Annotated in this window: 16 protein-coding genes and 1 pseudogene; 12 read left to right on the top strand and 5 right to left on the bottom strand. The window is 68.2% G+C overall.

Annotation, left to right across the window (positions count from 1 at the left end; genetic code table 11):
- The first annotated feature begins 105 nt into the window (after positions 1–105).
- The 9 genes and pseudogenes from dusB (at position 106) to hflX (ending at position 12,015) form a co-directional block, all read left to right on the top strand.
- Complete coding sequence (gene dusB / locus C5F48_RS07850; protein WP_107663347.1) at positions 106–1,086, top strand: tRNA dihydrouridine synthase DusB; 981 nt, start codon at positions 106–108, stop codon at positions 1,084–1,086.
- Positions 1,083–2,189 (top strand): annotated as a pseudogene (locus tag C5F48_RS07845) (two-component system sensor histidine kinase NtrB). The gene dusB and the pseudogene C5F48_RS07845 overlap by 4 nt, the downstream one beginning before the upstream one ends.
- Positions 2,189–3,553: a response regulator gene (locus tag C5F48_RS07840; protein ID WP_107663346.1), complete on the top strand. Its 1,365-nt coding sequence runs from the start codon at positions 2,189–2,191 to the stop codon at positions 3,551–3,553. Before C5F48_RS07845 ends, C5F48_RS07840 begins: the two are co-directional and overlap by 1 nt.
- A 102-nt stretch (positions 3,554–3,655) precedes the next feature.
- Positions 3,656–5,911 (top strand): sensor histidine kinase NtrY-like, encoded by a 2,256-nt coding sequence (locus C5F48_RS07835; protein ID WP_107663345.1) that lies wholly within the window; start codon positions 3,656–3,658, stop codon positions 5,909–5,911.
- Entirely contained in the window at positions 5,911–7,326 is a 1,416-nt protein-coding gene (ntrX, locus tag C5F48_RS07830; RefSeq protein WP_107663379.1) for a nitrogen assimilation response regulator NtrX, read from the top strand. The genes C5F48_RS07835 and ntrX overlap by 1 nt, the downstream gene beginning before the upstream one ends.
- 75 nt (positions 7,327–7,401) lie before the next feature.
- Positions 7,402–8,778 (top strand): Trk system potassium transporter TrkA, encoded by a 1,377-nt coding sequence (trkA, locus tag C5F48_RS07825; protein WP_107663344.1) that lies wholly within the window; start codon positions 7,402–7,404, stop codon positions 8,776–8,778.
- A gap of 2 nt (positions 8,779–8,780) precedes the next feature.
- Positions 8,781–10,292, top strand: a complete 1,512-nt coding sequence (locus tag C5F48_RS07820; RefSeq protein WP_107663343.1) for a potassium transporter TrkG — start codon at positions 8,781–8,783, stop codon at positions 10,290–10,292.
- Positions 10,293–10,457: 165 nt separating this feature from the next.
- Entirely contained in the window at positions 10,458–10,691 is a 234-nt protein-coding gene (gene hfq, locus C5F48_RS07815; protein WP_054303569.1) for an RNA chaperone Hfq, read from the top strand.
- Position 10,692: 1 nt separating this feature from the next.
- The gene (gene hflX, locus C5F48_RS07810) at positions 10,693–12,015 is read left to right on the top strand and encodes a GTPase HflX (RefSeq protein ID WP_373454333.1); all 1,323 of its coding nucleotides are present in this window, start codon (positions 10,693–10,695) and stop codon (positions 12,013–12,015) included.
- Here hflX and C5F48_RS07805 read toward each other — a convergent pair.
- Together C5F48_RS07805 and C5F48_RS07800 are read right to left on the bottom strand one after the other, a co-directional pair.
- A complete protein-coding gene (locus C5F48_RS07805; protein WP_107663341.1) occupies positions 12,000–12,539 on the bottom strand; it encodes a GNAT family N-acetyltransferase in 540 nt (179 codons plus the stop codon). The genes hflX and C5F48_RS07805 overlap by 16 nt on opposite strands.
- Positions 12,536–14,989, bottom strand: coding sequence for a penicillin acylase family protein (locus C5F48_RS07800; protein WP_107663340.1), 2,454 nt, complete (start codon positions 14,987–14,989; stop codon positions 12,536–12,538). Before C5F48_RS07800 ends, C5F48_RS07805 begins: the two co-directional genes overlap by 4 nt.
- A gap of 79 nt (positions 14,990–15,068) precedes the next feature.
- Between C5F48_RS07800 and C5F48_RS07795 the strand changes: the two genes are divergently transcribed.
- Entirely contained in the window at positions 15,069–15,935 is an 867-nt protein-coding gene (locus tag C5F48_RS07795; RefSeq protein ID WP_107663339.1) for an NAD(P)-dependent oxidoreductase, read from the top strand.
- Positions 15,936–16,001: 66 nt separating this feature from the next.
- Here the strand turns inward: C5F48_RS07795 and C5F48_RS07790 are convergent, their stop codons facing one another.
- Both C5F48_RS07790 and hemB read right to left on the bottom strand, forming a co-directional pair.
- Positions 16,002–16,553 carry a lipid-binding SYLF domain-containing protein gene (locus tag C5F48_RS07790; RefSeq protein ID WP_107663338.1) on the bottom strand — a complete coding sequence of 184 codons (552 nt, stop codon included), beginning with the start codon at positions 16,551–16,553 and terminating at the stop codon, positions 16,002–16,004.
- 154 nt (positions 16,554–16,707) lie between these two features.
- A complete protein-coding gene (gene hemB / locus C5F48_RS07785) occupies positions 16,708–17,712 on the bottom strand; it encodes a porphobilinogen synthase (protein ID WP_107663337.1) in 1,005 nt (334 codons plus the stop codon).
- A gap of 106 nt (positions 17,713–17,818) precedes the next feature.
- Here hemB and C5F48_RS07780 point away from each other — a divergent pair, with 106 nt between their 5' ends.
- Both C5F48_RS07780 and mfd read left to right on the top strand, forming a co-directional pair.
- Positions 17,819–18,397, top strand: coding sequence for a component of SufBCD complex (locus C5F48_RS07780; RefSeq protein WP_107663336.1), 579 nt, complete (start codon positions 17,819–17,821; stop codon positions 18,395–18,397).
- 46 nt (positions 18,398–18,443) lie between these two features.
- Positions 18,444–21,911, top strand: a complete 3,468-nt coding sequence (gene mfd, locus C5F48_RS07775; protein ID WP_107663335.1) for a transcription-repair coupling factor — start codon at positions 18,444–18,446, stop codon at positions 21,909–21,911.
- A 61-nt stretch (positions 21,912–21,972) separates the two neighbouring features.
- On the opposite strand, the gene C5F48_RS07770 is transcribed toward mfd, so the two are convergent.
- On the bottom strand, positions 21,973–23,159 hold a 1,187-nt coding region (locus tag C5F48_RS07770; protein ID WP_258186489.1), incomplete at its 5' end, for a multidrug effflux MFS transporter.

Genomic DNA, 23,159 nt, shown 5'->3' with positions numbered 1-23,159 from the left:
TAAAATATGTGCAAAGCACTTTATTAAGTCTGTTTTGCAGAGTGGCGATTTGTGTTCCGCTTCGGCTGGGCTTAGGTGAGATGCTGACGCACAAGGAATAGGCAGTTGGCCCTTCGTCTCTCGAGTCTCACGGTGGATCCTCCCGTCCTGCTGGCCCCGCTGGCAGGCATCACCGACCTGCCGTTCCGCCGGCTGGTGTCGCGCTTCGGCGCGGGGCTGGTGGTCTCGGAAATGGTCGCCAGCCGCGAGGTGGTCTGCGCCGCCCCCGAAGCGCGGGGCAGGGCCGAGCTCGGCTTCGGCGAGGCCGCGACCTCGGTGCAGCTTGCCGGCTGCGATCCGCACTGGATGGCCGAGGCGGCGCGGCTGGTCGAAGGGCAGGGCGCCCGGGTGATCGACATCAACATGGGCTGCCCGGCGAAGCGCGTGGTCAACGGCTGGTCCGGCTCGGCCCTGATGCGCGAGCCCGACCACGCGCTGCGGCTGATCGAGGCGGTGGTGGGCGCCGTCTCGGTGCCGGTGACGCTGAAGACCCGGCTCGGCTGGGACCATGACGCGCTGAACGCCCCCGACATCGCCCGCCGCGCCGAAGGCGCGGGGATCGCCATGATCACCATCCACGGCCGCACCCGCTGCCAGTTCTACACCGGCGCCGCCGACTGGGCCGCCATCCGCCGGGTGAAACAGGCCGTGACCATCCCGGTCATCGCCAATGGCGACATCACCGACGCCGCGACCGCCCGCGCCGCGCTCGACGCCTCCGGCGCCGATGGCGTCATGGTCGGGCGCGGCGCGCAGGGCCGGCCGTGGGCGCTGGCGCAGATAGCCGCCGCGCTGCATGGCGCGCCCGAGCCCGTCATCCCGCAAGGCGAGGCCCTGGCCGACATGGTGATCGCGCATTACGAGGACATGCTCGGCTTCTACGGCGAAAGCCTCGGCCTGCGCGTCGCCCGCAAGCATCTCAACTGGTATCTCGAGGCGGCGGGTCTCTCCGCCCGGCGCGGCCCCATCGTCACCGGGACCAGCCCGGCGCAGGTGATCCGCGCATTGCGAGAAGCCTTCGTCGCGCAGGAAAGGGCTGCCGCATGACCTACCGTTCGCCCTATCCCGTCCCCGGCGTGATCTGGGCCAGCCTGCCGCTGCCGGCCGTGCTGATCGACGTCGACGGCCGGATCTTCGAGTCCAACCCCGCCGCCGAGCAGTTCCTCAACGCCTCGGACCGCAGCCTGAAGGGCCAGCCCGCCTTCGACCGGCTGCACATCGACGCGCCGATGGACGAGGCTCTGGCTCGCGCGCGGGCCAACCAGTCGCCGATCTTCATCAACGACGTGGATGTCACCTCGGGCGAGCGCCCGCCGGTGCAGTGCAACATCTAGATCGCGCCGATGAACGACAATCCCGACATCATCATGCTGCTGATCGCCCCGCGCGAGATCGCCGGCCGTCTGGGCCGCGCCTCGGCGGCGAAATCGGCGGCGAAATCGGCCATAGGCATGGCCGAGATGCTGGCGCATGAGATCAAGAACCCGCTGGCCGGCATCTCCGGCGCGGCGCAGCTGATCGCGATGAACCTCGGCGCCGAGGACCGCGAGCTGGCCGACCTCATCGTCGAGGAGACGCGGCGCATCGTGAAGCTGCTGGAACAGGTCGAGCAGTTCGGCAACCTGCGCCCGCCGGATCGCCGCGCGGTCAACATCCATGACGCGCTCGACCGGGCGCGGAAATCGGCCATGGTGGGCTTTGCCGCCAAGATGACGATCACCGAGGATTACGACCCCTCGCTGCCCGCCACCTTCGCCGATCCCGACCAGCTGATGCAGGTCTTCCTAAACCTGATCAAGAACGCCTCCGAGGCGGCGGGGCCGCAGGGCGGAAACATCCGGCTGCGCAGCTTCTACGATCTCTCGCTGCGCCTGCGGCGCACCGACGGCACCGGATCGAGCCTGCCGCTGCAGGTCGAGATCATCGACGACGGTCCCGGCATCAAGCCCGAGATCGCCAAGGAAATCTTCGAGCCCTTCGTTTCCGGGCGCGAGAACGGCACGGGGCTCGGCCTCGCGCTGGTGAGCAAGATCATATCCGACCATGGCGGCTGGATCGCCGTCGACTCCGTTCCGGGGCGCACGGTGTTCCGTGTCTCCCTGCCGGTGGCGCCCCGGGAAGCGGCGCAGAACGATATGGAGGTGAAGTGATGGATGGCACGGTTCTGGTGGCGGATGACGATCGCACGATCCGCACGGTGCTCACCCAGGCCCTGACGCGGGCCGGGTGCAAGGTGCATGCGACCTCCAGCCTGATGACGCTGATGCGTTGGGTCGAGGAGGGCAAGGGCGATCTGGTGATCTCGGATGTGATCATGCCCGACGGTAACGGGCTCGAGGCGCTGCCGCGTATCGGCAAGCTGCGCCCCGGCCTGCCGGTGATCGTGATCTCGGCGCAGAACACCATCATGACGGCGATCCAGGCCGCCGAGGCCGAGGCTTACGACTATCTGCCGAAGCCCTTCGACCTGCCCGACCTGATGAAGCGGTCGGCCCGCGCGCTCGACATGAAGCGCCGCGCCCCGGCGCGGACCGCCGCCCCGCGCGAGGCGGGGGACGACCTGCCGCTGGTGGGCCGCACCTCGGCGATGCAGGCGCTCTACCGGCTGGTGGCGCGGGTGATGAACACCGATCTCGCCGTGCTCATCACCGGCGAATCCGGCACCGGCAAGTCGCTGATCGCCCGGGCGATCCACGATTTCTCCGACCGCCGCACCTTGCCCTTCGTGGTAGCGCAGGCGGGCGACCTGCAGGGCGTCGACGGCCCGTCCTCGCTCATCACCCGCGCCAAGGGCGGCAGCCTCGTCTTCGACGAGGTGGCCGATTATGACGAGGAGACCCAGGCCCGCATCGTGCGCATGCTCGACATGATGGGCGACAACGCGCCGCGCATCATGGCCACCAGCCAGATCGACCTAGGCTCGCGGCTGGAAAGCGGCGCCTTCCGGCAGGATCTGTTCTACCGTCTGGGCGGCGTCACGCTGCATGTGCCCTCGCTGCGCGAGCGCGTCGATGACATCCCGCTTCTGGCCGATCACTTCCTCGCCCGCGGCGAGCGCGATCTGGGCAGCACCCGCCGCCTCTCCGCCGAGGCCCGCGACCTCGTGCGCGCCTACAGCTGGCCCGGCAACGTGCGCCAGCTGGAAAACACCCTGCGCCGGCTGATGGTCACCTCCGCCGAGGCCGAGATCTCGCGCTCCGAGGTCGAGGCGGTGCTCGGCAACCAGCCGGCGATGGAACCCCTGAAGGGCGGCGGCGAGGGCGAGAAGCTGTCGGCTTCGGTCGCCCGGCATCTCAAGCGTTACTTTGATCTGCATGGCGGCGCCCTGCCGCCGCCCGGCGTCTACCAGCGCATCCTGCGCGAGGTCGAAGGCCCGCTGATCGAGATCGCGCTGGACGCCACCGCCGGCAATCAGGCGAAATGTGCCGATCTGCTCGGGATCAACCGCAATACCTTGCGCAAGAAGATCACCGACCTCGATATTCGCGTGACACGCCGTCGCAAGCTGATGTAAAACAGCAACAGACGGCGTGTCGCACGGGCCTCTTCCCTTCGGCACTTCACCATATCTCGCGTGGGGACAATCCTTGTCCTCCGCATGAAGGGCTAGGGATTCGTGCGAAGCGCGGTGCGCAGCAACACATGGGTAAAGCTGGCCCGGCTCCGGCGTCAGCGCCGCTTCCAGAACGCCATGACCTTCGGGCTGGTCTTCCTCGGGCCGGTGCTGACGGTCCTGACCTTCCTCGCGCTGGGGCCGCTGAACCAGGGCGGCAACTCGCCCTCGCTGCGGCTCGTGCTGCTGGCCGACCTCGTCTACATCCTCGTCGTGGCGGCGCTGGTGCTGGCGCGGCTGGCCCGCATGGTCTCCGACCGCCGCAGCCAGTCGGCGGGGTCGCGGCTGCACCTGCGGCTGTCGGGGGTCTTCGCGCTGGTGGCGCTGGTGCCGACCGTGCTGGTCGCGGTCTTCGCCGTGCTGACGGTGAACGTCGGGCTCGAAGGCTGGTTCTCCGACCGGGTGCGCGAGGTGGTGGGCAATTCGCTTTCCGCCGCCGAGGCCTATGAAGCCGAGCACCAGCGCGACCTGACCGAGGATGCGCGTAGCCTCGCCGCCTACCTGAACGTCGCCAAGCAATCGACCTTCTTCCTGCAGGACGACCAGCTGCGGCCGATCCTCACCCAGGGCCAGGCGCTGGTGCAGCGCGGGCTGAAGGAGGCCTTCCTGATCGACGGCGGCGGCGAGTTGAAGACCCGCGGCGAGCGCAGCTATCTCTTCGACTTCGAGCGCCCCTCCGCCGCCGACATCGCCCGCGCCAGCAGCGGCGAGCCGGTGGTGATCCAGGACTGGGCCAACAACGAATTCCGCGCGCTGGTGCATCTGGAGGCCTTCCCCGACCGCTATCTCTACGTCTCGCGCACCGTCGACGGCTCGATCCTCAGCCTGCTCGACGAGACCCGCGAGACCGTCGCCCTCTACCACCAGCTCGAGGCCGAGCGTGGCCGCCTCCTCTTCGAATTCGGCCTGCTCTATCTCGGCTTCGCGCTGATCCTGATCCTCGCCGCCACCTGGCTCGGCCTCTGGTTCGCCGAACGGCTGTCGCGGCCGGTCGGCCGGCTGGCCGGAGCGGCGCAGAAGATCGGCTCGGGCGATCTCGACGTGCAGGTGGTGGAGGAGGAGGGCGACGACGAGATCGCCATGCTCGGCCGCATCTTCAACCAGATGACCCGCCAGCTGAAGGGCCAGCGCGACGCGCTGATGGACAACAACCGCCAGACCGAGCGCCGCCGCCGGCTGTTCGACTCCGTGCTCTCCTCGGTGACCGCCGGGGTGATCGGGCTCGATTCCGTCGGCCAGGTCGATTTCGTCAACCGCTCGGCCGAGCGGCTGCTGGAACTGCCGGAGGTGGGCAGCACCTCGCTCGCCATGGCGGTGCCGGAATTCGCCGCCCTCTTCGACCGGCTGCGCGACAGCGGCGGCGCGGTGCAGGAGGAGATCCGGCTGATGCGCAAGGGCCGGCTGGAGAGCCTGCTGGTCCGCATGTCAGTGCGGCGCAGCGACAGCGGGCGGCTCGAGGGCTATGTGATCGCCTTCGACGACGTGACCGACCTCGTCTCGGCGCAGCGCATGGCGGCTTGGGGTGACGTGGCCCGCCGCATCGCCCATGAAATCAAGAACCCGCTGACCCCGATCCAGCTTTCGGCGGAACGGATCAAGCGCAAGTTCCGCCCGATGCTGGGCGATCAGGCCGCCGATCTCGACCAATATGCCGATGTCATTATCCGCCAGACCAACGACCTGCGCCGCATTGTCGACGAATTCTCGAAATTCGCCCGCATGCCCGAGCCCGACCGGCGCGAGACCGATCTGGGCAAGATCCTGCGCGACGCGGTGCTGCTCCAGGAAGCGGGCTTGCCGGGGGTGCGGATTACGGCCGATCTTCCGTCCGAACCGCTCATCATGGAGCTCGACGCGACGATGATCTCGCAGGCCTTGACGAACCTGATCAAGAACGCCGGCGAAGCCCTTGAATCGGTTGAGGATCGTGAAGGTTTCCAGCCCGAGGTGCGGGTGGAGGCCGAGGTCGGCCCCGAGACCGTCACCCTGCGCATCTCCGACAACGGGCCCGGCCTTCCGCCGGACCGGGCGCGGCTCTTCGAGCCTTATGTCACCACGCGCGAGAAGGGCACCGGGCTGGGCCTGCCCATCGTGAAGAAGATCATCGAGGAACACGGCGGCGCCCTGTCGCTGACCGACGCCGCCGTCTTCGACGGCAACACACATGCCGGGGCCATGGCGGAGATCCGTCTGCCCCGGACCCTGCGCAACCGAACGCGCACCGGCAAGAACACCGCCTCAGGCGGGAAGGGGGAATGATGAGCAGCATCCTGATCGTTGACGACGAACGCGACATCCGCGAACTGATCGGAGACATCCTGCGCGACGAGGGTTTCCAGGTCCGGCTCGCCGGAAATTCCGACGACTGCATGGCCGAGATCAACGCCGAGCCGCCGTCGCTGATGATCCTCGACATCTGGCTGAAGGACAGCCGGATGGACGGGATCGACATCCTGAAGACGGTGAAGCGCGACAACCCGGATGTGCCGGTGGTCATCATCTCGGGCCATGGCAACATCGAGATTGCGGTGGCCGCGATCAAGCAGGGCGCCTATGACTTCATCGAGAAGCCGTTCAACATCGACCAGCTGATGGTCGTGGTCGCCCGCGCCATGGAAACCTCGCGGCTGCGGCGCGAGAACAGCGAGCTGCGCCGCCGCGACGTGACGGCATCCGAGATGCTGGGCGGCTCGCCCGCCTTCAAGACGCTGAAGGCGCAGCTGGAGAAGGTGACGAAATCCAACGGCCGCGTGATGCTGACCGGCCCGGCAGGTTCCGGCAAGGAGATGGCCGCGCGCTATATCCACACCAATTCCAACCGCGCCTCGGCCTCGTTCATCTCGGTCTCCTCGGCCGCGGTGGAGCCCGAGCGGATGGAGGAGGTGCTCTTCGGCCGCGAGACGCCGGAGCGCGGCGTCGAGCCGGGCATGCTGGAACAGGCGCATGGCGGGATGATCTATTTCGACGAGGTGGCCGACATGCCGCTCGGCACCCAGTCGAAGATCCTGCGGGTGCTGGTCGAGCAGCAGTTCACCCGGCTCGGCGGCGCCGACAAGGTGCGGGTCGACCTGCGCGTCATCTCCTCCACTACCCGCGACCTGCGCAGCGAGATCGCCGCCGGTCGCTTCCGGCAGGAGCTCTACGACCGGCTGAACGTGGTGCCGATCGCCGTGCCCTCGCTGGAGGAGCGGCGCGAGGACATTCCGGAACTGACCCGGCATTTCATCGACATGTTCCACCGCACCCAAGGCCTGCCGCTGCGCAGCCTCTCGCCCGACGCCGAGGCGATGCTGCAGACGATGCACTGGCCTGGCAACGTGCGCCAGCTACGCAACGTGATCGAGCGGGTGCTGATCCTCGGCGACGGGCCGGGCCCCATCGAGGCGCGCGAGCTGCCGGGCCGCGACACCCAGAGCGAGGGCGAGGGCCGGCTGGTGCTGGGCGGCGCGCTGGCCACCCTGCCGTTGCGCGAGGCGCGCGAGCTCTTCGAGCGCGAATACCTGCTGACCCAGATCAACCGCTTCGGCGGCAACATCAGCCGCACCGCGAGCTTCGTCGGCATGGAACGCTCGGCGCTGCACCGCAAGCTGAAGTCGCTGGGCGTGGTCACCACCGCCAAGGCGGGCGGGCGGATGGCGCGGCTGGACGACGAGGAGGAAGAGGTGGATCTCTGATCCACAGGCGCCGCGATTGACCTCGCGCCGCCGCTCTGCCAAGCAGACCGCAGCTGGATATTCGGAGGCCGCACAATGAAGGTCATCATCTGCGGCGGCGGGCAGGTCGGCTGGCAGATCGCCCGCCACCTGTCGGGCGAACGCAACGACGTGACGGTGGTCGATTTCAACGCCGATCTCGTGCGCCGCGCCACCGACACGCTGGACGTGCAGGGCGTGGTCGGCTTCGCCTCGCATCCCGACGTGCTGGACCGCGCCGGCGCGCGCGACGCCGACATGATCATCGCCGCCACCCATTCCGACGAGGTGAACATGGTCACCTGTCAGGTGGCCCATTCGATCTTCGGCATCACCCGCAAGATCGCCCGGCTGCGCTCGCAAAGCTATCTCGACGCGATCTACGCCGATCTCTACCGCAGCTCGCACCTGCCGATCGACGTGGTGATCTCGCCCGAGCGCGAGGTGGCCGAGGCGGCGCTGCAGCGGTTGGCCGCCCCCGCGACCTTCGATACCGAAAGCTTCATGGGCGGCAAGGCGCAGCTCTTGGGCATCGCGCTGGACGAGGATTGCCCCGTCCTGAACACGCCGCTGCGCCAGCTGAACGACCTCTTCGCCAGCCTGCGCGCCATCGTCGTCGGCGTGCGGCGCGAGGACCGGCTCTTCGTGCCGGAGCCGGGCGACCAGCTCTTCGCCGGCGACCAGATCTATGTCTTCGTCCACAACGAAGACATGACCCGCACGCTCGACATCTTCGGCAAGGCCACGAAGAAGCAGGAGCGGATCATCGTCATCGGCGGCGGCAATGTCGGCCTGCAGGTCGCCAAGGCGCTGGAGGCGCGCACCGACCGGGTGCGGGTGAAGATGATCGAGAAGAACCGCGCCCGCGCCGAGGAGGCCGCCGACGGTCTGGACCGCACCATCGTTCTGCATGGTGACGGGCTCGACATGGACCTCTTGATGGAGGCCAACATCGACCGCGCCGACGCGGTGCTGGCGGTGACCGACGACGATAAGACCAACCTCCTCGTCGCGGTCCGGGCCAAGATGGCCGGCTGCCCGATGGCCATCGTGTTGGTGAACGACCCCACGCTGGTGCCTCTGATGGGGCCCTTGGACATCGACGCCTACATCAACCCGCGCGCCACCACGGTCAGCTCGATCCTGCGCCACATCCGGCATGGCCGGGTGCGGGCGATCTATTCCATCGGCGACGCCGAGGCCGAGGTGATCGAGGCGCAGGTGCTCTCCACCTCCTCGCTCGCCGGGCGCCACATCCGCGACATCGACTTTCCCGAAGGCGTGCTGGTCGGCGCGGTGATGAAGGGCGATCGGGTGCTGAAACCCACCGGCGACCTCAGGGTCGAGGAGGGCGACGTCATCGCGCTCTTCGCCATGACCAAGGACGTGCCCGAGGTGGAGCGCCTGTTGCAGGTCTCCATCGATTTCTTCTGACGATGCACAGGCTGCGCTCCCTGCCGCTGATGGTGGTGCTGATGGCGATCGGCGCGGTGGCGATGTACATCCCCGCCGCCCATGCGCTCGCCACCCGCCAGCACGAGATCGCCCGGCCGTTCTTCTACGGCGGCACGGTTTTCCTGCTGCTGGTGGCGATGATCGGCATCGCCACCGCCAACCGGCCCACGCGCCCGGCGGCGCAGGGCCATCTGGGCACGCTGGTCGCCTCCTATCTGGTGCTGCCGCTGATGTTCGCGGTGCCCTTCGAACAGGCGGTGCCCTCCACCGGCTTCACCGACGCCTGGTTCGAGATGATCTCCTCCTTCACCACCACCGGCGCCACGCTGTTCGGCGAGCCGGGGCGGCTGCCGCCCTCGGTGCATCTGTGGCGGGCGCTGGTCGGCTGGCTCGGCGGCTTCTACGTGCTGGTGGCGGCGGTGGCGGTGCTCGCGCCCCTGAGCCTCGGCGGGGTCGAGGTGATCTCGGGCAAGGTGCCGGGTCGCGGCAACGCGGCGCAGATCACCCGGATCGCCGATCCGAGCGAGCGGATGCTGCGCCACGCCACGCTGCTGTTCCCGGCCTATGCCGGGCTCACCGGCATGCTCTGGGTGCTCCTGCTGCTGGCGGGCGACAACGGGCTGACCGCGATCTGCCACGCCATGTCGACGCTCTCGACCAGCGGCATCTCGCCCTCCGGCGGGCTCTCCGGCGGCCAGTCCGGCTTCATGGGCGAGCTGATGATCTTCATCTTCCTCTTCGCCGCCGTCTCGCGCCGGCTGATGCCGGGGGCGCTGATGGTGGACCGCAGCACCAAGATCGGCCGCGACCCCGAGGTGCAGCTGGCCGCCTTCCTGCTGATCGGCGTGCCGCTGGTCCTGTTCCTGCGCCACTGGATCGGCGCCATCGAGACCGAGGAGGTGCAGAACCTCGGCGCGGGCGGGCAGGCGATGTGGGGCGGGCTCTTCACCACCCTGTCCTTCCTCACCACCACAGGCTTCGAGTCCCGCTCCTGGGCCAGCTCGCAGGACTGGTCCGGCCTCGGCACGCCGGGGCTGATCCTCCTCGGCCTCGCCATCGTCGGCGGCGGCGTCGCCACCACGGCGGGCGGGGTGAAGCTGCTGCGCGTCTACGCGCTCTACCGCCACGCCGAGCGCGAGCTGGAGCGGATCGTGCATCCCTCCTCGATCGGCGGCAAGGGCCCGGTGGCGCGGCGGCTCAGGCGCGAGGGGGCCTATGTCGCCTGGATCTTCTTCATGCTTTTCGCCTTCAGCATCGCCGTGGTCACCGCAGCGTTGACCCTGACCGGATTGCAGTTCGAGCCCGCCATGGTGCTGACCATCGCCGCCCTCACCACCACCGGCCCCTTGGCCGCCATGGCGGTCGAAACCCCGATCGGCTGGCAGGAGCTCGACGCCGCGGCCAAGCTGATCGCCGCCGCCGCCATGGTGCTGGGGCGGATGGAGACGCTGGCCATCCTGGCGCTTCTGGCCCCGGCCAGCTGGCGGCGCTGAGCCCACCGGGCGCCGCCCGGGGCGCGGAAAAGCGCAGGCGGGGTAACGGGCTGATTTTGGGGCTGGAATCTCCGGCCCGTCCGTTTCATACTTAAATTTCCACCGTCGGATTGCAGCCGGGGGAACGAGGACCAAGACGCGTCGATAAAAAAAGGCAAAAAAACAATGGCTGCCGATAAACAAAACCTGCAGGATGCTTTCCTGAACCATGTCCGCAAGGCGAAGGTTCCGGTAACGATCTTTCTGATCAACGGGGTGAAGCTTCAGGGAGTCATCACCTGGTTCGACAATTTCTGTGTGCTGCTGCGCCGGGATGGTCAGTCGCAGCTTGTCTACAAGCACGCGATTTCCACCATCATGCCCGGCGCACCCATCAACCTCTACGAGGGCGAAGACTGATTTGACAGATCCTGAAGACGAGGCGGAGGAGGCCCCGGAGACAGGCTTTGACGGCTCCACCCATGCGGAGCCGATGCGCGCCTATGTGCTGCATCCAGACCTGAAATCCGACCGCAGCCGCCGGCTGCCCGAACACGGCCTCGCCGAAGCCGTCTCGCTGGCCGAGGCGCTCCCCGAGATGGAGGTCGTCGGCTCGGAAGTCGTGCGCCTGCCGCGCGTCCAGCCCGGCATGCTGTTCGGCTCCGGCAAGGTCGAGGAGCTGAAGGCCCGGCTGAAAGGCCTCGACGTCGGCCTCGTGCTGGTCGACGGCCCGGTCTCGCCGGTGCAGCAGCGCAATTTGGAAAAGGAATGGGGCGTCAAGCTTCTGGACCGGACCGGGCTCATCCTCGAGATCTTCGCCGACCGCGCCCGCACCAACGAGGGCCGGTTGCAGGTCGAACTGGCGGCGCTCAGCTATCAGCGCACCCGTCTTGTCCGCGCCTGGACCCACCTCGAACGCCAGCGCGGCGGCTTCGGCTTCGTCGGCGGCCCCGGCGAGACCCAGATCGAGGCCGACCGTCGCGCCATCGACGATCAGGTGCTGCGCATCAAGCGCCAGCTGGAAAAGGTCGTGAAGACGCGCGAGCTGCACCGCGCCTCGCGTCGCAAGGTGCCGTTCCCGATCGTGGCGCTGGTGGGCTACACCAACGCCGGCAAGTCCACGCTTTTCAACCGCGCCACCGGCGCCGATGTGCTGGCCAAGGACATGCTCTTCGCCACGCTCGACCCGACCATGCGCGGCGTCACGCTGCCCTCCGGCCGCAAGATCATCCTCTCCGACACGGTGGGCTTCATCTCCGACCTGCCGACCCAGCTCGTCGCCGCCTTCCGCGCCACGCTGGAAGAGGTGCTCGAAGCCGATCTGATCCTGCATGTCCGCGACATCTCGCATCCCGAGACGGCGGAGCAGGCCAAGGACGTGGCCGACATCCTCTCCAGCCTCGGGGTCAAGGCGGGAACCCCGATGTTCGAGATCTGGAACAAGCTCGATCTGGTCGAGGGCGCCGCGCGCGACGCCCTGGTGGCGCAGGCCGCCAAATCCGACACCACCTTCGCGCTCTCCGCCCTGACCGGCGAGGGGCTGGAGGAGCTGCTGGAGGCCGTCTCCCGCGCCTTCGACGAGGAGAAGACCGACCGCAGCCTCACCCTCGGCTTCGAGGACGGCCGCCGCCGCGCCTGGCTGCACGAGGAGGGCGTGGTGCTCGACGAGACCCAGAGCGACGAAGGCTATGCGCTGAACGTGCGCTGGACCGCCCGGCAGGAAAAGCGCTACCGCGAACTCTGATCGCGGAGGCGTTTTTCCCGCGCGTCTTCCCAGACGTCGCGGGGCACGGCGAGATAGACCGAGTCGCACCACTCGTCGCCCCATTGCATCGTCCGCTCGGCCCGGCCGGTTTCCCCGAAACCCAGCCGGGCCAGCAGCCGCAGGCAGGCGGTGTTGCGCGGGTCGGCCTCGGCCACCAGTTCGCGCATGTCATGCGCGGCGAACAGATGGCCGATAACGGCGGTCAGCGCCTCTCGCCCGATGCCCTGGCCCCAGTGGTCGGGATGCAGGATGAAGCCGATCTCCGGGATCGACCAGGCCCCCGCCTTGCCGATCACCCGCCCGTCGCGCTCGATGACGAAGTCGTCGGCGCTTTCCGCCGGGGCGGTGATCATGTTGGCGAGGAAGGCGCGCGTCTCCTCCAGCGTCTCGTAGGGCGGGCGCGACCAGTAGCGCATCGCCTCGCGCCGGCTGAAGACGGCATGCAGATCCTCCAGATCGCGCGCCTCGGCCCGGCGCAACAGCAGTCGCGCCGTCCGGATCATTGCGGATCGAGCCGGGTGATCCCCACCGCCGCCGCCCGGGCCAGCGCCGGATCGAGCGACATCGGGATGTATTCGCCGCGCCGCCACAGCTCGCCCAGGTTGTCGTAGAACCGGCTCAGCGGATGGCCCGACTGGCCGGTCGAGGTGATGAAGACCGAGGAATCCGGATCGGCGAAATCATAGACCCCGCGATAGCCGGCCCCCGCCAGGTTCTCGTAGGGGTTCGGCCCCGAACCGCGGGTCACCGCCCGCATCAGCGTCTCGTCGCCGCCCGAGACCGACTGGCGCAGGTTCACGAAATAGCGCAGCACCGGCACGTTGCCCAGGACCGGATGGTCCTGCACCGCCTGATGCGCGTCGCCCCAGCGCCAGCTTTCCACGTTCGGCCCGTAGGTCTCCGACAGTTTCAGCAGCGCGTCGTCCAGCGCCATGCGGGCGATGTCGGTGCAGGTCTCGATCGCCGCCGACTGGATGATGTCGCACCAGACCTCGGCGCCATCGACGTTGCGATAGACCCGCGAGATGAAATCGGCCTGGGTATGGGTGAAGCTTTCGGCCAGCGGCCCCAGCTCGTCGCGCACCAGCCGGTCCTGCAGCGCCCGCACCCAGGCGGTGTAGATCAGCGGCTCCGGCAGATGCTCGTTCATCTCGCCGTTCCACTCGGCCAGCACCTGCAGCGCCCGCTGCCGCAGCCGCTCCGGCGTGCCCTCGGGCGCCGCCTCGCCGGTAAACCACAGATCGGCCGCGAACAGCGGCAGGAGCGACCGCGCCGTCGGGCTCACGGTATCCAGCTGCGCCTCGATGAAGCTCTCGCGGGTATGCACCTCGCGCGTCTTCATCAGCGTCAGCCAGCGCTGGATGCGCTGCGTGTCGCCCCAGTCGAAGGAGACATGCTGCGGGAAGGGCCGGTCCACCGTCTTGTTGTTGGTGTTGCCGAGGATGCCGGTCGCCGGGTTCTCCACCCGCGGGTTGTCCTCATAGGGCAGGAAGCCGTTCCAGCGGTTCTCCGCCAGCCAGCCCTGCGAGGGCATCCGGCCCTGCGACTGGTGCCGCGGATCGCGCGACGGCATCCGCCCGACCATCTGCAGCGCCACGCCCTGCGCATCGGCCAGCATCAGGTTCTGCGCCGGGGCGACGAACAGCCGGCCGGCCTCGATCGCCTCGGGGATGTTCTGCGCCCGCATCAGCCGCATCGCCGCGGTCATCGAGGTGTCGCCCTCGCTCAGCGCCGTCCAGGACAGCGAGGCGACATGGCCAGGTGGGGTGATCGAGGCGAGGTCGTAATGCGAGCCGGGCAGCACCGGGCCGTTGTCGGTCCAGCGCAGGGTGATGGTCACCGGGGCTTCGTCCTTCACCTGGATGATCGAGCGCCGGGTCTCGAACCGCTTCCAGCCGTCGGGGGTGCGGTATTCCTCGGTGTTCTCCTGGTTGACCTCTTCGACATGCAGGTCCTGGTCGTCCATATAGGCCGAGGTGACGCCCCAGCCGAGCGCATCCGACCGGCCGATCATCACCGCCGGCACCCCGGGGATGGTCGCGCCGATCACCCCGCCGGAGGACAGCTGCAACCGCGCCAGATACCAGATCGACGGCGCGGTGAAGGCGAGATGCGGATCGTTGGCCAGAAGCGACCCGCCCGCCGCCGAGCGTTCCGGAGCCGCGGCCCAGGCGTTCGAGGCGCCCTCGACCTGCGGAAACCCGACCATCTCCTGCGCCGCCTGCCGCAACGGCGCGGTGGAAGGCGTGACGCCGGGCACGAGGCTGGCGTAATCGGGCAGGGCGGTGACGCCGGGGCTGGTATCGTCCGGCAGGATGTCGGCCAGCCGCGCATCGGGCAGGATCAGCGACAGCCGGGCGCGCAGCACCTCGGAGCCGACATGCGACGACAGCTGCAGCGCCATCAGCTTGATGATGGCGATGCTGTCGGCGGGCTGCCAGACGGCGATCTCGTTCTTGAACAGGAAGAACTCCGGCGCGCCGCGCCCGCGCGCCTCGGCGTTCACCTGGCCGATCCAGGCGTTCACCCCCTTGGCATAGGCGGTCAGCGCCGCTTGGGTCTCGGCATCCTGCGCCGCGACCGAGCGCAGCGCGAGGTTGTAGAGATCGAAGCGCCGCATCAGCTCGTCGGTCTTGGCGGTGCGGGCGCCGAACACCTCCGACAGCCGGCCTTGCGCCGTGCGGCGCAACAGCGTCATCTGCCAGAGCCGGTCCTGCGCATGGGCGAAACCCAGGGCATAGAACACATCGGCGTCGCTCTGCCCGAAAATATGCGGCACGTTGGCGTTGTTGCGCACGATCTCGACCTGGCCCGAAATCCCCTCCAGCCGGAAGCTCTCGCTGTAGTCCGGCAGCGAGCGCGACAGGAAATAATAGCCGATCAGCACCACCGCCAGCGTCAGCGCCACGAGCCCGGTGAAGATGCGGAGAAGCCAGCGGAAGACGGAAATCATCAGGGGCCTGTTCTTGACGCCACGGGTCAGATGGTTCCTAGTCCATCCGGTCTGGATGGGCAATCGGAGGAAAAGAGCCATGGCGAGAGTTGCATTTCTGGGGCTGGGGGTCATGGGCTTCCCGATGGCGGGCCATCTCGCGGCCAAGGGGCACGAGGTGACGGTCTACAACCGCAGCCCCGCCAAGGCCGCGGCCTGGGTCGAGAAACACGGCGGCAAAAGCGCCGCCACCCCGCGCGAGGCCGCCGCCGGCGCCGAATTCGTGATGAGCTGCGTCGGCAATGACGACGACCTGCGCGCGGTTTGTCTGGGCGGGGACGGGGCCTTCGCCGGCATGGAGAAGGGCGCGGTCTTCGTCGACCACACCACCGTCTCGGCCCAGGTGACGCGCGAGCTTTCCGCCGAGGCGGACCGGCTCGGCCTCGGCTTCATCGACGCGCCGGTGTCGGGCGGGCAGGCCGGGGCGGAGAATGGCGTACTCTCGGTGATGTGCGGCGGCGAGGCCGCGACCTATGCCCGGGCCGAGCCGGTGATCGAGGCCTATGCAAGGGTCTGCAAGCTCTTGGGCGACAGCGGCTCGGGCCAGATCGCCAAGATGATGAACCAGATCTGCATCGCCGGGCTGGTGCAGGGCCTCGCCGAAGCGCTAGCCTTCGGCCAGAAGGCCGGGATGGACGGCCGCGCCGTGGTCGAGGTCATCAGCCAGGGCGCCGCCGGCAGCTGGCAGATGCAGAACCGCCACGCCACCATGCTCGAAGACCGCTTCGACTTCGGCTTCGCGGTGGACTGGATGCGCAAGGATCTCGGCATCTGCCTCAAGACCGCCGACGAGATCGGCGCCAGCCTGCCGGTCACGGCGCTGGTCGACCAGTTCTACAAGGAGGTGCAGCAGATGGGCGGCGCCCGCTGGGACACCTCGGCGCTGATCAAGCGCCTGACCCGCTGAACAGAGCCTTGAAACGGAAAAGGGCGGGCCAAACGGCCCGCCCTTTATCCTAGATCCGTCAGACCCTTACGGGATGATCCTCGTGTACTTCACCCCGCCCAGCGTCGCCCCGGCGATCAGCCCCGACTGGCCGAAGACCAGCGCCACCACCGGGTCGATCTCGGTCGTCTCCTTGCCGATGCTCGCCCCCTGGTCCGGCGTCGCGTAGCGCACATCGGCGCCCACCGCCCAGCCGGTGCCGCGGCGGAACTCGGTCAGCGCGCCTTCGGTCATGAAGAACAGCGCATGGGCATATTGCTGCGCGCCGATCTGGAAGCCGATGGTGGCCCGGGTCGCCGAGTAGTAATCCACCGTCACGTCGTTGATCCGCAGCGCGCCACGACCGTAGCCGCCGCCGATGCCGAAGCCCGCCTCGGTGACCAGCGGCATGTAGAGCACGCCCTTGGCGTTGCGCGCCAGATCCGCCGTGCCGGGGTAACGCCCGAAGAGATAATCGCGCGTCGCGTCGACCCGCGCGTCGATCGTGGCGCCGCCGTTGCCGCCCACGCCATTGGCGCAGGCCGAAAGCCCCGCCATCGCCGCGCCGCCCAGAAATACCCGTCTGCTGAACTCTGCCATCTCTGCCTCTGCCGCCTCTGGCCGCTCACGCCGGCCGGTGATGGGCTCTGCGGCCCGTTTCCGGCAAACTTTAACCGGTTTCCAGACGCTTGTCATCCGGAACGCGGCGCAAGCCCTTCAAACGGCAGGTCTTCGCCGGCATCGCCGGCCCGGCTCAGGCCTGCGCGCGCAACAGCCGGGCAGCCTCGGGGGCGAAATAGGTCAGGATGCCGTCGCAGCCGGCGCGCTTGAAGCACATTAGGCTCTCCATCATCGCCGCCTCGCCGTTGATCCAGCCACGGTCGGCGGCGCCGCGGATCATCGCATATTCGCCCGAGACCTGATAGGCATAGGTCGGCACGCCGAAGCTGTCCTTCACCCGGCGGCAGATGTCGAGATAGGGCATCCCCGGCTTCACCATCACCATGTCGGCGCCCTCGCGCAGGTCGCGCTCGATCAGCCGCACCGCCTCGTCGCTGTTGGCCGGGCTCATCTGATAGGTCTTCTTGTCGCCCTTCAGCGCGCCCGAGGCCCCCACCGCATCGCGGAACGGCCCGTAGAAGGCGCTGGCGTATTTCGCCGAATAGCTCAGGATCGCCACATCCTTGTGCCCCGAAGCCTCCAGCGCCGCGCGCATCGCGCCGATCCGCCCGTCCATCATGTCCGAGGGCCCGAGGATGTCGGCCCCCGCCTCGGCCTGCGCCAGCGCCATCTTCACCAGCGCCTCCACGGTCTCGTCGTTCAGGATGATCCCGTTCCTGACCAGCCCGTCATGACCGTTGATGTTGTAGGGGTCGAGCGCCACATCGGTCATCACCGCGATCTCCGGCACCACCGCCTTGATCGCCCGGATCGCCCGGTTGGCGAGGTTGTCGGGGTTCCAGGCCTCCTCGCAGCCCTCGGATTTCAGCTGCGGATCGGTGTAGGGAAAGAGGCACACCGCCGGGATGCCCAGCTCCGCCGCCTCTTCCGCCGCCAGCACGATCCGGTCGACCGAGCGCCGCACCACGCCCGGCATCGACACGATCGGCTCCTCGATGTCATGCCCGTCGCGCACGAAGATCGGCCAGATCAGATCGCCGGTGCTCAGGGTGTTCTCCTGCGTCAGCCGGCGCAGCGCGTCCGTGCGGCGGTTGCGGCGGAAACGGGCGGCGGGATAGGCGGCTTGGATCGGGCGCATGGCGAACCTTTTGGGCTGGCGAGGGAAAAGCGGCGCGTTGCCGCTTTGCGAGTCTTGACGGTTTTTTTCTGCCTGCCATGGATAAGCCGGCGTCTCAAGCGTAGGAATGCCGCAACATCCGGTCGCAGGTCGGCAGCGTCAACCAGAAACAGGGCAGGTCGAGGTGGAGTGGTACGCAATCGTTTTCGAGGTGATCGACATGCGGTCCTTCTCGAATCTCTGGTTCTGGATCGCGCTTGCGGTGCTCTGGTCGACGGCGAGCCACTGGGTTCTCGGCGTGCCCTACGACCTCGTGTTGCGCGCAAGGCGGCGGGGGGGCGAGGCGGCGGAGGACGTGCATCTGCTGATCGGCGTCCACACCCGGCGGCTTCTGCATGTGGCCGAGGTCTCGGGCATCTGGCTGGTCGCGGCGCTCTGCTTCGCCCTGACCATGCTGGCGATGCTCGGCTTCTGGTACCGGCTGGAGTTCGCGCAGGCGCTGTTCTGCCTCGCCCTGCCGATGGCGCTGGTCGGGGTCCTCAGCTTGCGCGCCGCGCGTCGGATTGCCGCAGGCGGGCTGCAGGGCGAGGGGCTCTACCGGGCGCTTGCGCGGCACCGGCTGGGGGTGCAGGCGCTCGGTATGCTGTCCATCTTCGTCACCGCGATGTGGGGCATGTACCAGAACCTCAATCTCGGCGCTTTCTGACACGCGGCGCGGTTGACGCGCCCCCTTGGGCTGTTAAGTGAGCGGCATGCAAAACGGAACGCGAATTCTTCTGGGCGGCGCGCCCGAGGGCTTTGATGCCCGGCTCGTCGCGAAAGAGCTTTCGCGCGGCCAGCCGGTCATCCACATCGCCCGCGACGACAAGCGGCTGGAGGCGATGCGCAACGCGCTCGCCGTCATGGCCCCGAACGCCGTCGTGCTGGAGCTTCCGGCCTGGGATTGCCTGCCCTACGACCGCATCTCGCCCAACCCAGAGCTTTCCGCCCGCCGCATGGCGACGCTGGCGGCGCTGGCGCAAGGCGTGCCGGGCGATTTCATCCTGCTCACCACCATGACCGCCGCCACCCAGCGCCTGCCCACGCGCGAGGTGCTGCGTGCCTCTTCCTTCAGCGCCCGGGTCGGCGACCGGATCGACGAGGGCGGCTTGCGCGGCTATCTCGCCCGCATGGGCTTCTCGCTGGTCACCACCGTAACCGAGCCCGGAGATTACGCCATCCGGGGCGGCATCATCGACATCTTCCCGCCGGGCGTCGCGGGGCCGGTGCGGCTCGACTTCTTCGGCGACGTGCTCGACGGCGCCCGCCGCTTCGACCCCGAGACCCAGCGCACCATCGAGAAGCTGACCATGGTCGAACTGGCCCCGGTCTCCGAGGTCATTCTCGACGAGGCGGCGATCACCCGTTTCCGCCAGTCCTACCGGATCGAGTTCGGCACGGCAGGCACCGACGACCCGCTCTACGAGGCGGTCAGCGCCGGCCGCAAGCATCAGGGTATGGAGCATTGGCTGCCCTTCTTCCACGAAAGGCTGGAGACGCTCTTCGACTACCTGCCCGAGGCGAGCGTCATGCTCGACGACCAGCTGACCGCCACGCGGCTGTCGCGCTGGGAAGGCATCGCCGACCAGTATGACGCCCGGCGCGAGGCGATGAACGCCAGGGGCCGGATGGACACGGTCTACAAGCCCTCGGCGCCCGGTCTGCTCTATCTCGACGACGCGGCCTGGGAAGCGGCCATCGCGCAGCACCGCGTCCTCCAGCTCTCGCCGCTGCCGCAATCGCCGGGGCCGGGCGTTCTCGATGCCGGAGGCCGCATCGGCCGCAGCTTCGCGCCCGAGCGACAGATGGAAAACGTCAGCCTGTTCAATGCGCTGGCCGACCATCTTCGCAAGCTGCGCGAGGACCGTCAGGTCATCGTCGCCTCATGGTCCGAGGGTGCCCGCGAGCGGCTGAAGGGTCTGCTCGAAGACCATGACGTGCATGGCGCGACCCCGATCCGCGACATCCGCGACCTGCCCGAAGGCCATGGCGGCATCTACCTCGCGATCTGGTCGCTGGAACAGGGCTTCACCGGCCCCGGTCTGGCGGTGATCTCGGAACAGGACGTGCTGGGCGACCGGCTGATCTCCAAGCCGAAGAAGCGCAAGAAGGCCGACAACTTCCTGCGCGAACATGACACGCTGACCCCGGGCGATCTGGTGGTGCATGTCGAACATGGCGTGGGCCGCTACATGGGGCTCGAAACCCTGCGCGTGCCGCAGCTCCCCTCCAACAAGCCCGGCCCGCCGCATGACTACCTGCACCTCGTCTATGCCGAGGACGCCAAGCTCTACCTGCCGGTCGAGAACATCGAACTGCTCAGCCGCTACGGCCATGAGGAGGGCCTGCTCGACAAGCTCGGCGGCGGCGCGTGGCAGGCCAAGAAGGCCAAGCTCAAGGCCCGGATTCGCGAGATCGCCGAGCGGCTGATGCGCATCGCCGCCGAACGCCACCTGCGCCACGCCCCGATCCTCGAGGCCCCGCATTCGCTGTGGGAGGCCTTCGCCGCCCGTTTCCCCTATCAGGAAACCGACGACCAGCTCGCCGCCATCGCCGATGTGGTGGCCGATCTGGAGCGGGGCAGCCCGATGGACCGGCTGGTGGTGGGCGATGTCGGCTTCGGCAAGACCGAGGTCGCTATCCGCGCCGCCTTCATCGCGGCGCTCGCCGGCATGCAGGTCGCGGTGATCTGCCCGACGACGCTGCTTGCCCGCCAGCATTTCCGCAGCTTCGCCGAACGCTTCCGCGGCTTCCCGATGACCGTCCGCCAGCTCTCGCGCTTCGTCCCCGCCAGGGAGGCGAACGAGACGCGGGCAGGGCTCGCCGACGGCACGGTCGACATCTGCATCGGCACCCATGCGCTGCTGGCCAAGGGCATCCGCTTCAAGTCGCTCGGCCTTCTGGTGATCGACGAGGAGCAGCATTTCGGCGTGACCCACAAGGAACGCCTGAAGGAGATGCGCTCCGAGGTCCATGTCCTCACCCTCACCGCCACGCCGATCCCGCGCACGCTGCAGCTCTCGCTCACCGGCGTCCGCGACCTCTCGATCATCGCCACCCCGCCGGTCGACCGTCTGGCGATCCGCACCTATGTCTCGGAATTCGACACGGTGACGATCCGCGAGGCGCTCTTGCGCGAACGCTTCCGCGGCGGGCAGTCCTTCTACGTCGTGCCGCGCCTCTCCGACCTGCCCGAGATCGAGGAGTTCCTGCGCACCCATGTGCCGGAAGTCACCTATGTCGTGGCGCATGGCCAGCTGGCGGCAGGCGATCTCGACGAGAAGATGAACGCCTTCTACGACGGCAAGTATGACGTGCTCCTGGCCACGACCATCGTCGAATCCGGCCTCGACATCCCGACCGCCAACACCATGATCGTCCACCGCGCCGACATGTTCGGCCTGAGCCAGCTCTACCAGATCCGCGGCCGCGTCGGGCGCGCCAAGACCCGCGCCTATGCCTATCTCACCACCCGTCCGCGCAGCCCGATGACGCCGCAGGCGATGAAGCGGCTGAAGCTGCTCGTCTCGCTCGACAGCCTCGGCGCGGGCTTCAACCTCGCCAGCCACGACCTCGATCTGCGCGGCGCGGGCAACCTTCTGGGCGAGGAACAGTCGGGCCATATCAAGGAAGTCGGCTACGAACTCTACCAGCAGATGCTGGAGGAGACGATCCAGAAGATCCGCTCCGGCGAGCTGCAGGGCCTCTCCGAGCCCGACGACCAATGGGCGCCGCAGATCAACCTCGGCGTGCCGGTGCTGATTCCCGAGGACTATGTCCCCGACCTCGACGTGCGTCTCGGCCTCTACCGCCGCCTGTCGCAGCTCACCCACAAGGTCGAGCTCGAAGGCTTCGCCGCCGAGCTGATCGACCGTTTCGGCCCGCTGCCGAAAGAGGTGAACACGCTGCTGCTGGTCGTCCGCATCAAGGCCATGTGCAAGCGCGCCGGCATCGCCCGGCTCGACACCGGGCCGAAGGGCGCGACGGTGCAGTTCCACAACGACAAGTTCGCCAATCCGGCCGGGCTCGTCGATTTCATCAAGGCCGATACCGGCGGCGCGCGGGTCAAGGACAACAAGATCATCCTGACCCGCGACTGGAAGACGGAAAGCGACCGCATCAAGGGCGGCTTCGCCATCGCCAAGGATCTGGCGGAAAAGCTGATCAAGCCGAAGGCCTGAGCGGGCAGGGCGCTGCCCAAAAGCCTGACCGGGGGCAGCGCGCCCGGTCAGGCCAGGCGCCTCACCGGCGCGGGATCGAGAGCATCAGCCCCAGCGCGATCATCGCCAGCACCATCACCCCCGTCGCCAGCGGCACCGGCGTGCCGTTGAAGGCCAGCCCCAGCGGCGCCGCCAGCGCCACCGCGAAGACGGTGGAGATCGCGCCGGTCACCGAGGCCGCCATCCCGGCGATATGCCCCACCGGCTCCAGCGCCAGCGCGTTCAGGTTGCCCAGCGTCAGCCCGGCCATGAAGAACACGCTCGTCGTCCAGATGACATAGGCCGGGAAGGCCAGCGACGCGGGCCACAGATCGAAGCCCGTCATCCCCGCCATGACCAGCGCCATGACGATCTGCATGCAGAGCGTCACCGTGATCAGGAAGCGCATCCCCAGCCGCACCACGACCGCGGCGTTGATCAGGCTGGCCGACCCCGCCATCAGCGCGATGGCGGCGAACCAGAACGGGAAGCTCGCGCTCTTGTCGAAGGTCACGTCGAAGATCTGCTGCGTCGAGGAGATCGTGCCGAACAGGCAGGCAAGCACCAGCGTCTGCACCACGGTGGTGGTCACGATCAGCCGGTGCGACAGCACCTCGCGGAACGCCGCCTTCAGCCGCGCCGCCTCCAGCGGCCGGCGCGCCTCGGCGGGCAGGGTCTCGCCCTGCCGCAGCATCATCCAGACGATCGAGACCACCGAGAACAGCACGAAGGCGAGGAAGATGCCGCGCCAGCCGAGGCCGGCGATGATGAAGGTGCCGATCAGCGGCGCGACCGCGGGCACCAGCGTGAAGATCATCATGGCGAAGCTGACCACCCGCGCCATCTCGCGCCCGCGGTAGAGGTCGCGCACCATGGCGAGCGACACGATGCGCGGTCCGGCGGCGCCCAGCCCCTGCACCACGCGGCACAGCAGCAGCACTTCAAGCGACTGCGCGAAATAGGCGGCAACGGCGGCGACGCAGTAGAGCCCCGCCCCGGCGACGATCACCGACTTGCGGCCGAAGGTGTCGGACAGCGGCCCGGCAAAGAAGGTGCCTAGCCCCATGCCCAGCACGAAGCTGGTGATGATCAGCTGCGCGTGGTTCGGCGCGTCGGGCGTCAGCTCGCGCACGATCTCGGGCAGGGCGGGCAGCATGGCGTCGATGGAGAAGGCGATGGTGGCGAAGAGCATCGCGATCATCGCGATGAACTCGGCCTGCGAAAGGCGTT

Source organism: Cereibacter changlensis JA139 (assembly GCF_003034985.1).
GTDB classification, from domain to species: domain Bacteria; phylum Pseudomonadota; class Alphaproteobacteria; order Rhodobacterales; family Rhodobacteraceae; genus Cereibacter; species Cereibacter changlensis.
Note: the sequence above shows the minus strand (reverse complement) of the source record. Positions and strands in the feature narration are given on the sequence as shown.

Bases quoted from the DNA above. Each gene is read 5' to 3' on its own strand.
- C5F48_RS07840 (WP_107663346.1), top strand. From the start codon at position 2,189: ATGGATGGCACGGTTCTGGTGGCGGATGACGATCGCACGATCCGCACG.
- ntrX (WP_107663379.1), top strand. From the start codon at position 5,911: ATGAGCAGCATCCTGATCGTTGACGACGAACGCGACATCCGCGAACTG.
- trkA (WP_107663344.1), top strand. From the start codon at position 7,402: ATGAAGGTCATCATCTGCGGCGGCGGGCAGGTCGGCTGGCAGATCGCC.
- C5F48_RS07820 (WP_107663343.1), top strand. From the start codon at position 8,781: ATGCACAGGCTGCGCTCCCTGCCGCTGATGGTGGTGCTGATGGCGATC.
- hfq (WP_054303569.1), top strand. From the start codon at position 10,458: ATGGCTGCCGATAAACAAAACCTGCAGGATGCTTTCCTGAACCATGTC.
- C5F48_RS07805 (WP_107663341.1), bottom strand. From the start codon at position 12,539: ATGATCCGGACGGCGCGACTGCTGTTGCGCCGGGCCGAGGCGCGCGAT.
- C5F48_RS07800 (WP_107663340.1), bottom strand. From the start codon at position 14,989: ATGATTTCCGTCTTCCGCTGGCTTCTCCGCATCTTCACCGGGCTCGTG.
- C5F48_RS07795 (WP_107663339.1), top strand. From the start codon at position 15,069: ATGGCGAGAGTTGCATTTCTGGGGCTGGGGGTCATGGGCTTCCCGATG.
- C5F48_RS07790 (WP_107663338.1), bottom strand. From the start codon at position 16,553: ATGGCAGAGTTCAGCAGACGGGTATTTCTGGGCGGCGCGGCGATGGCG.
- hemB (WP_107663337.1), bottom strand. From the start codon at position 17,712: ATGCGCCCGATCCAAGCCGCCTATCCCGCCGCCCGTTTCCGCCGCAAC.
- C5F48_RS07780 (WP_107663336.1), top strand. From the start codon at position 17,819: ATGCCGCAACATCCGGTCGCAGGTCGGCAGCGTCAACCAGAAACAGGG.
- mfd (WP_107663335.1), top strand. From the start codon at position 18,444: ATGCAAAACGGAACGCGAATTCTTCTGGGCGGCGCGCCCGAGGGCTTT.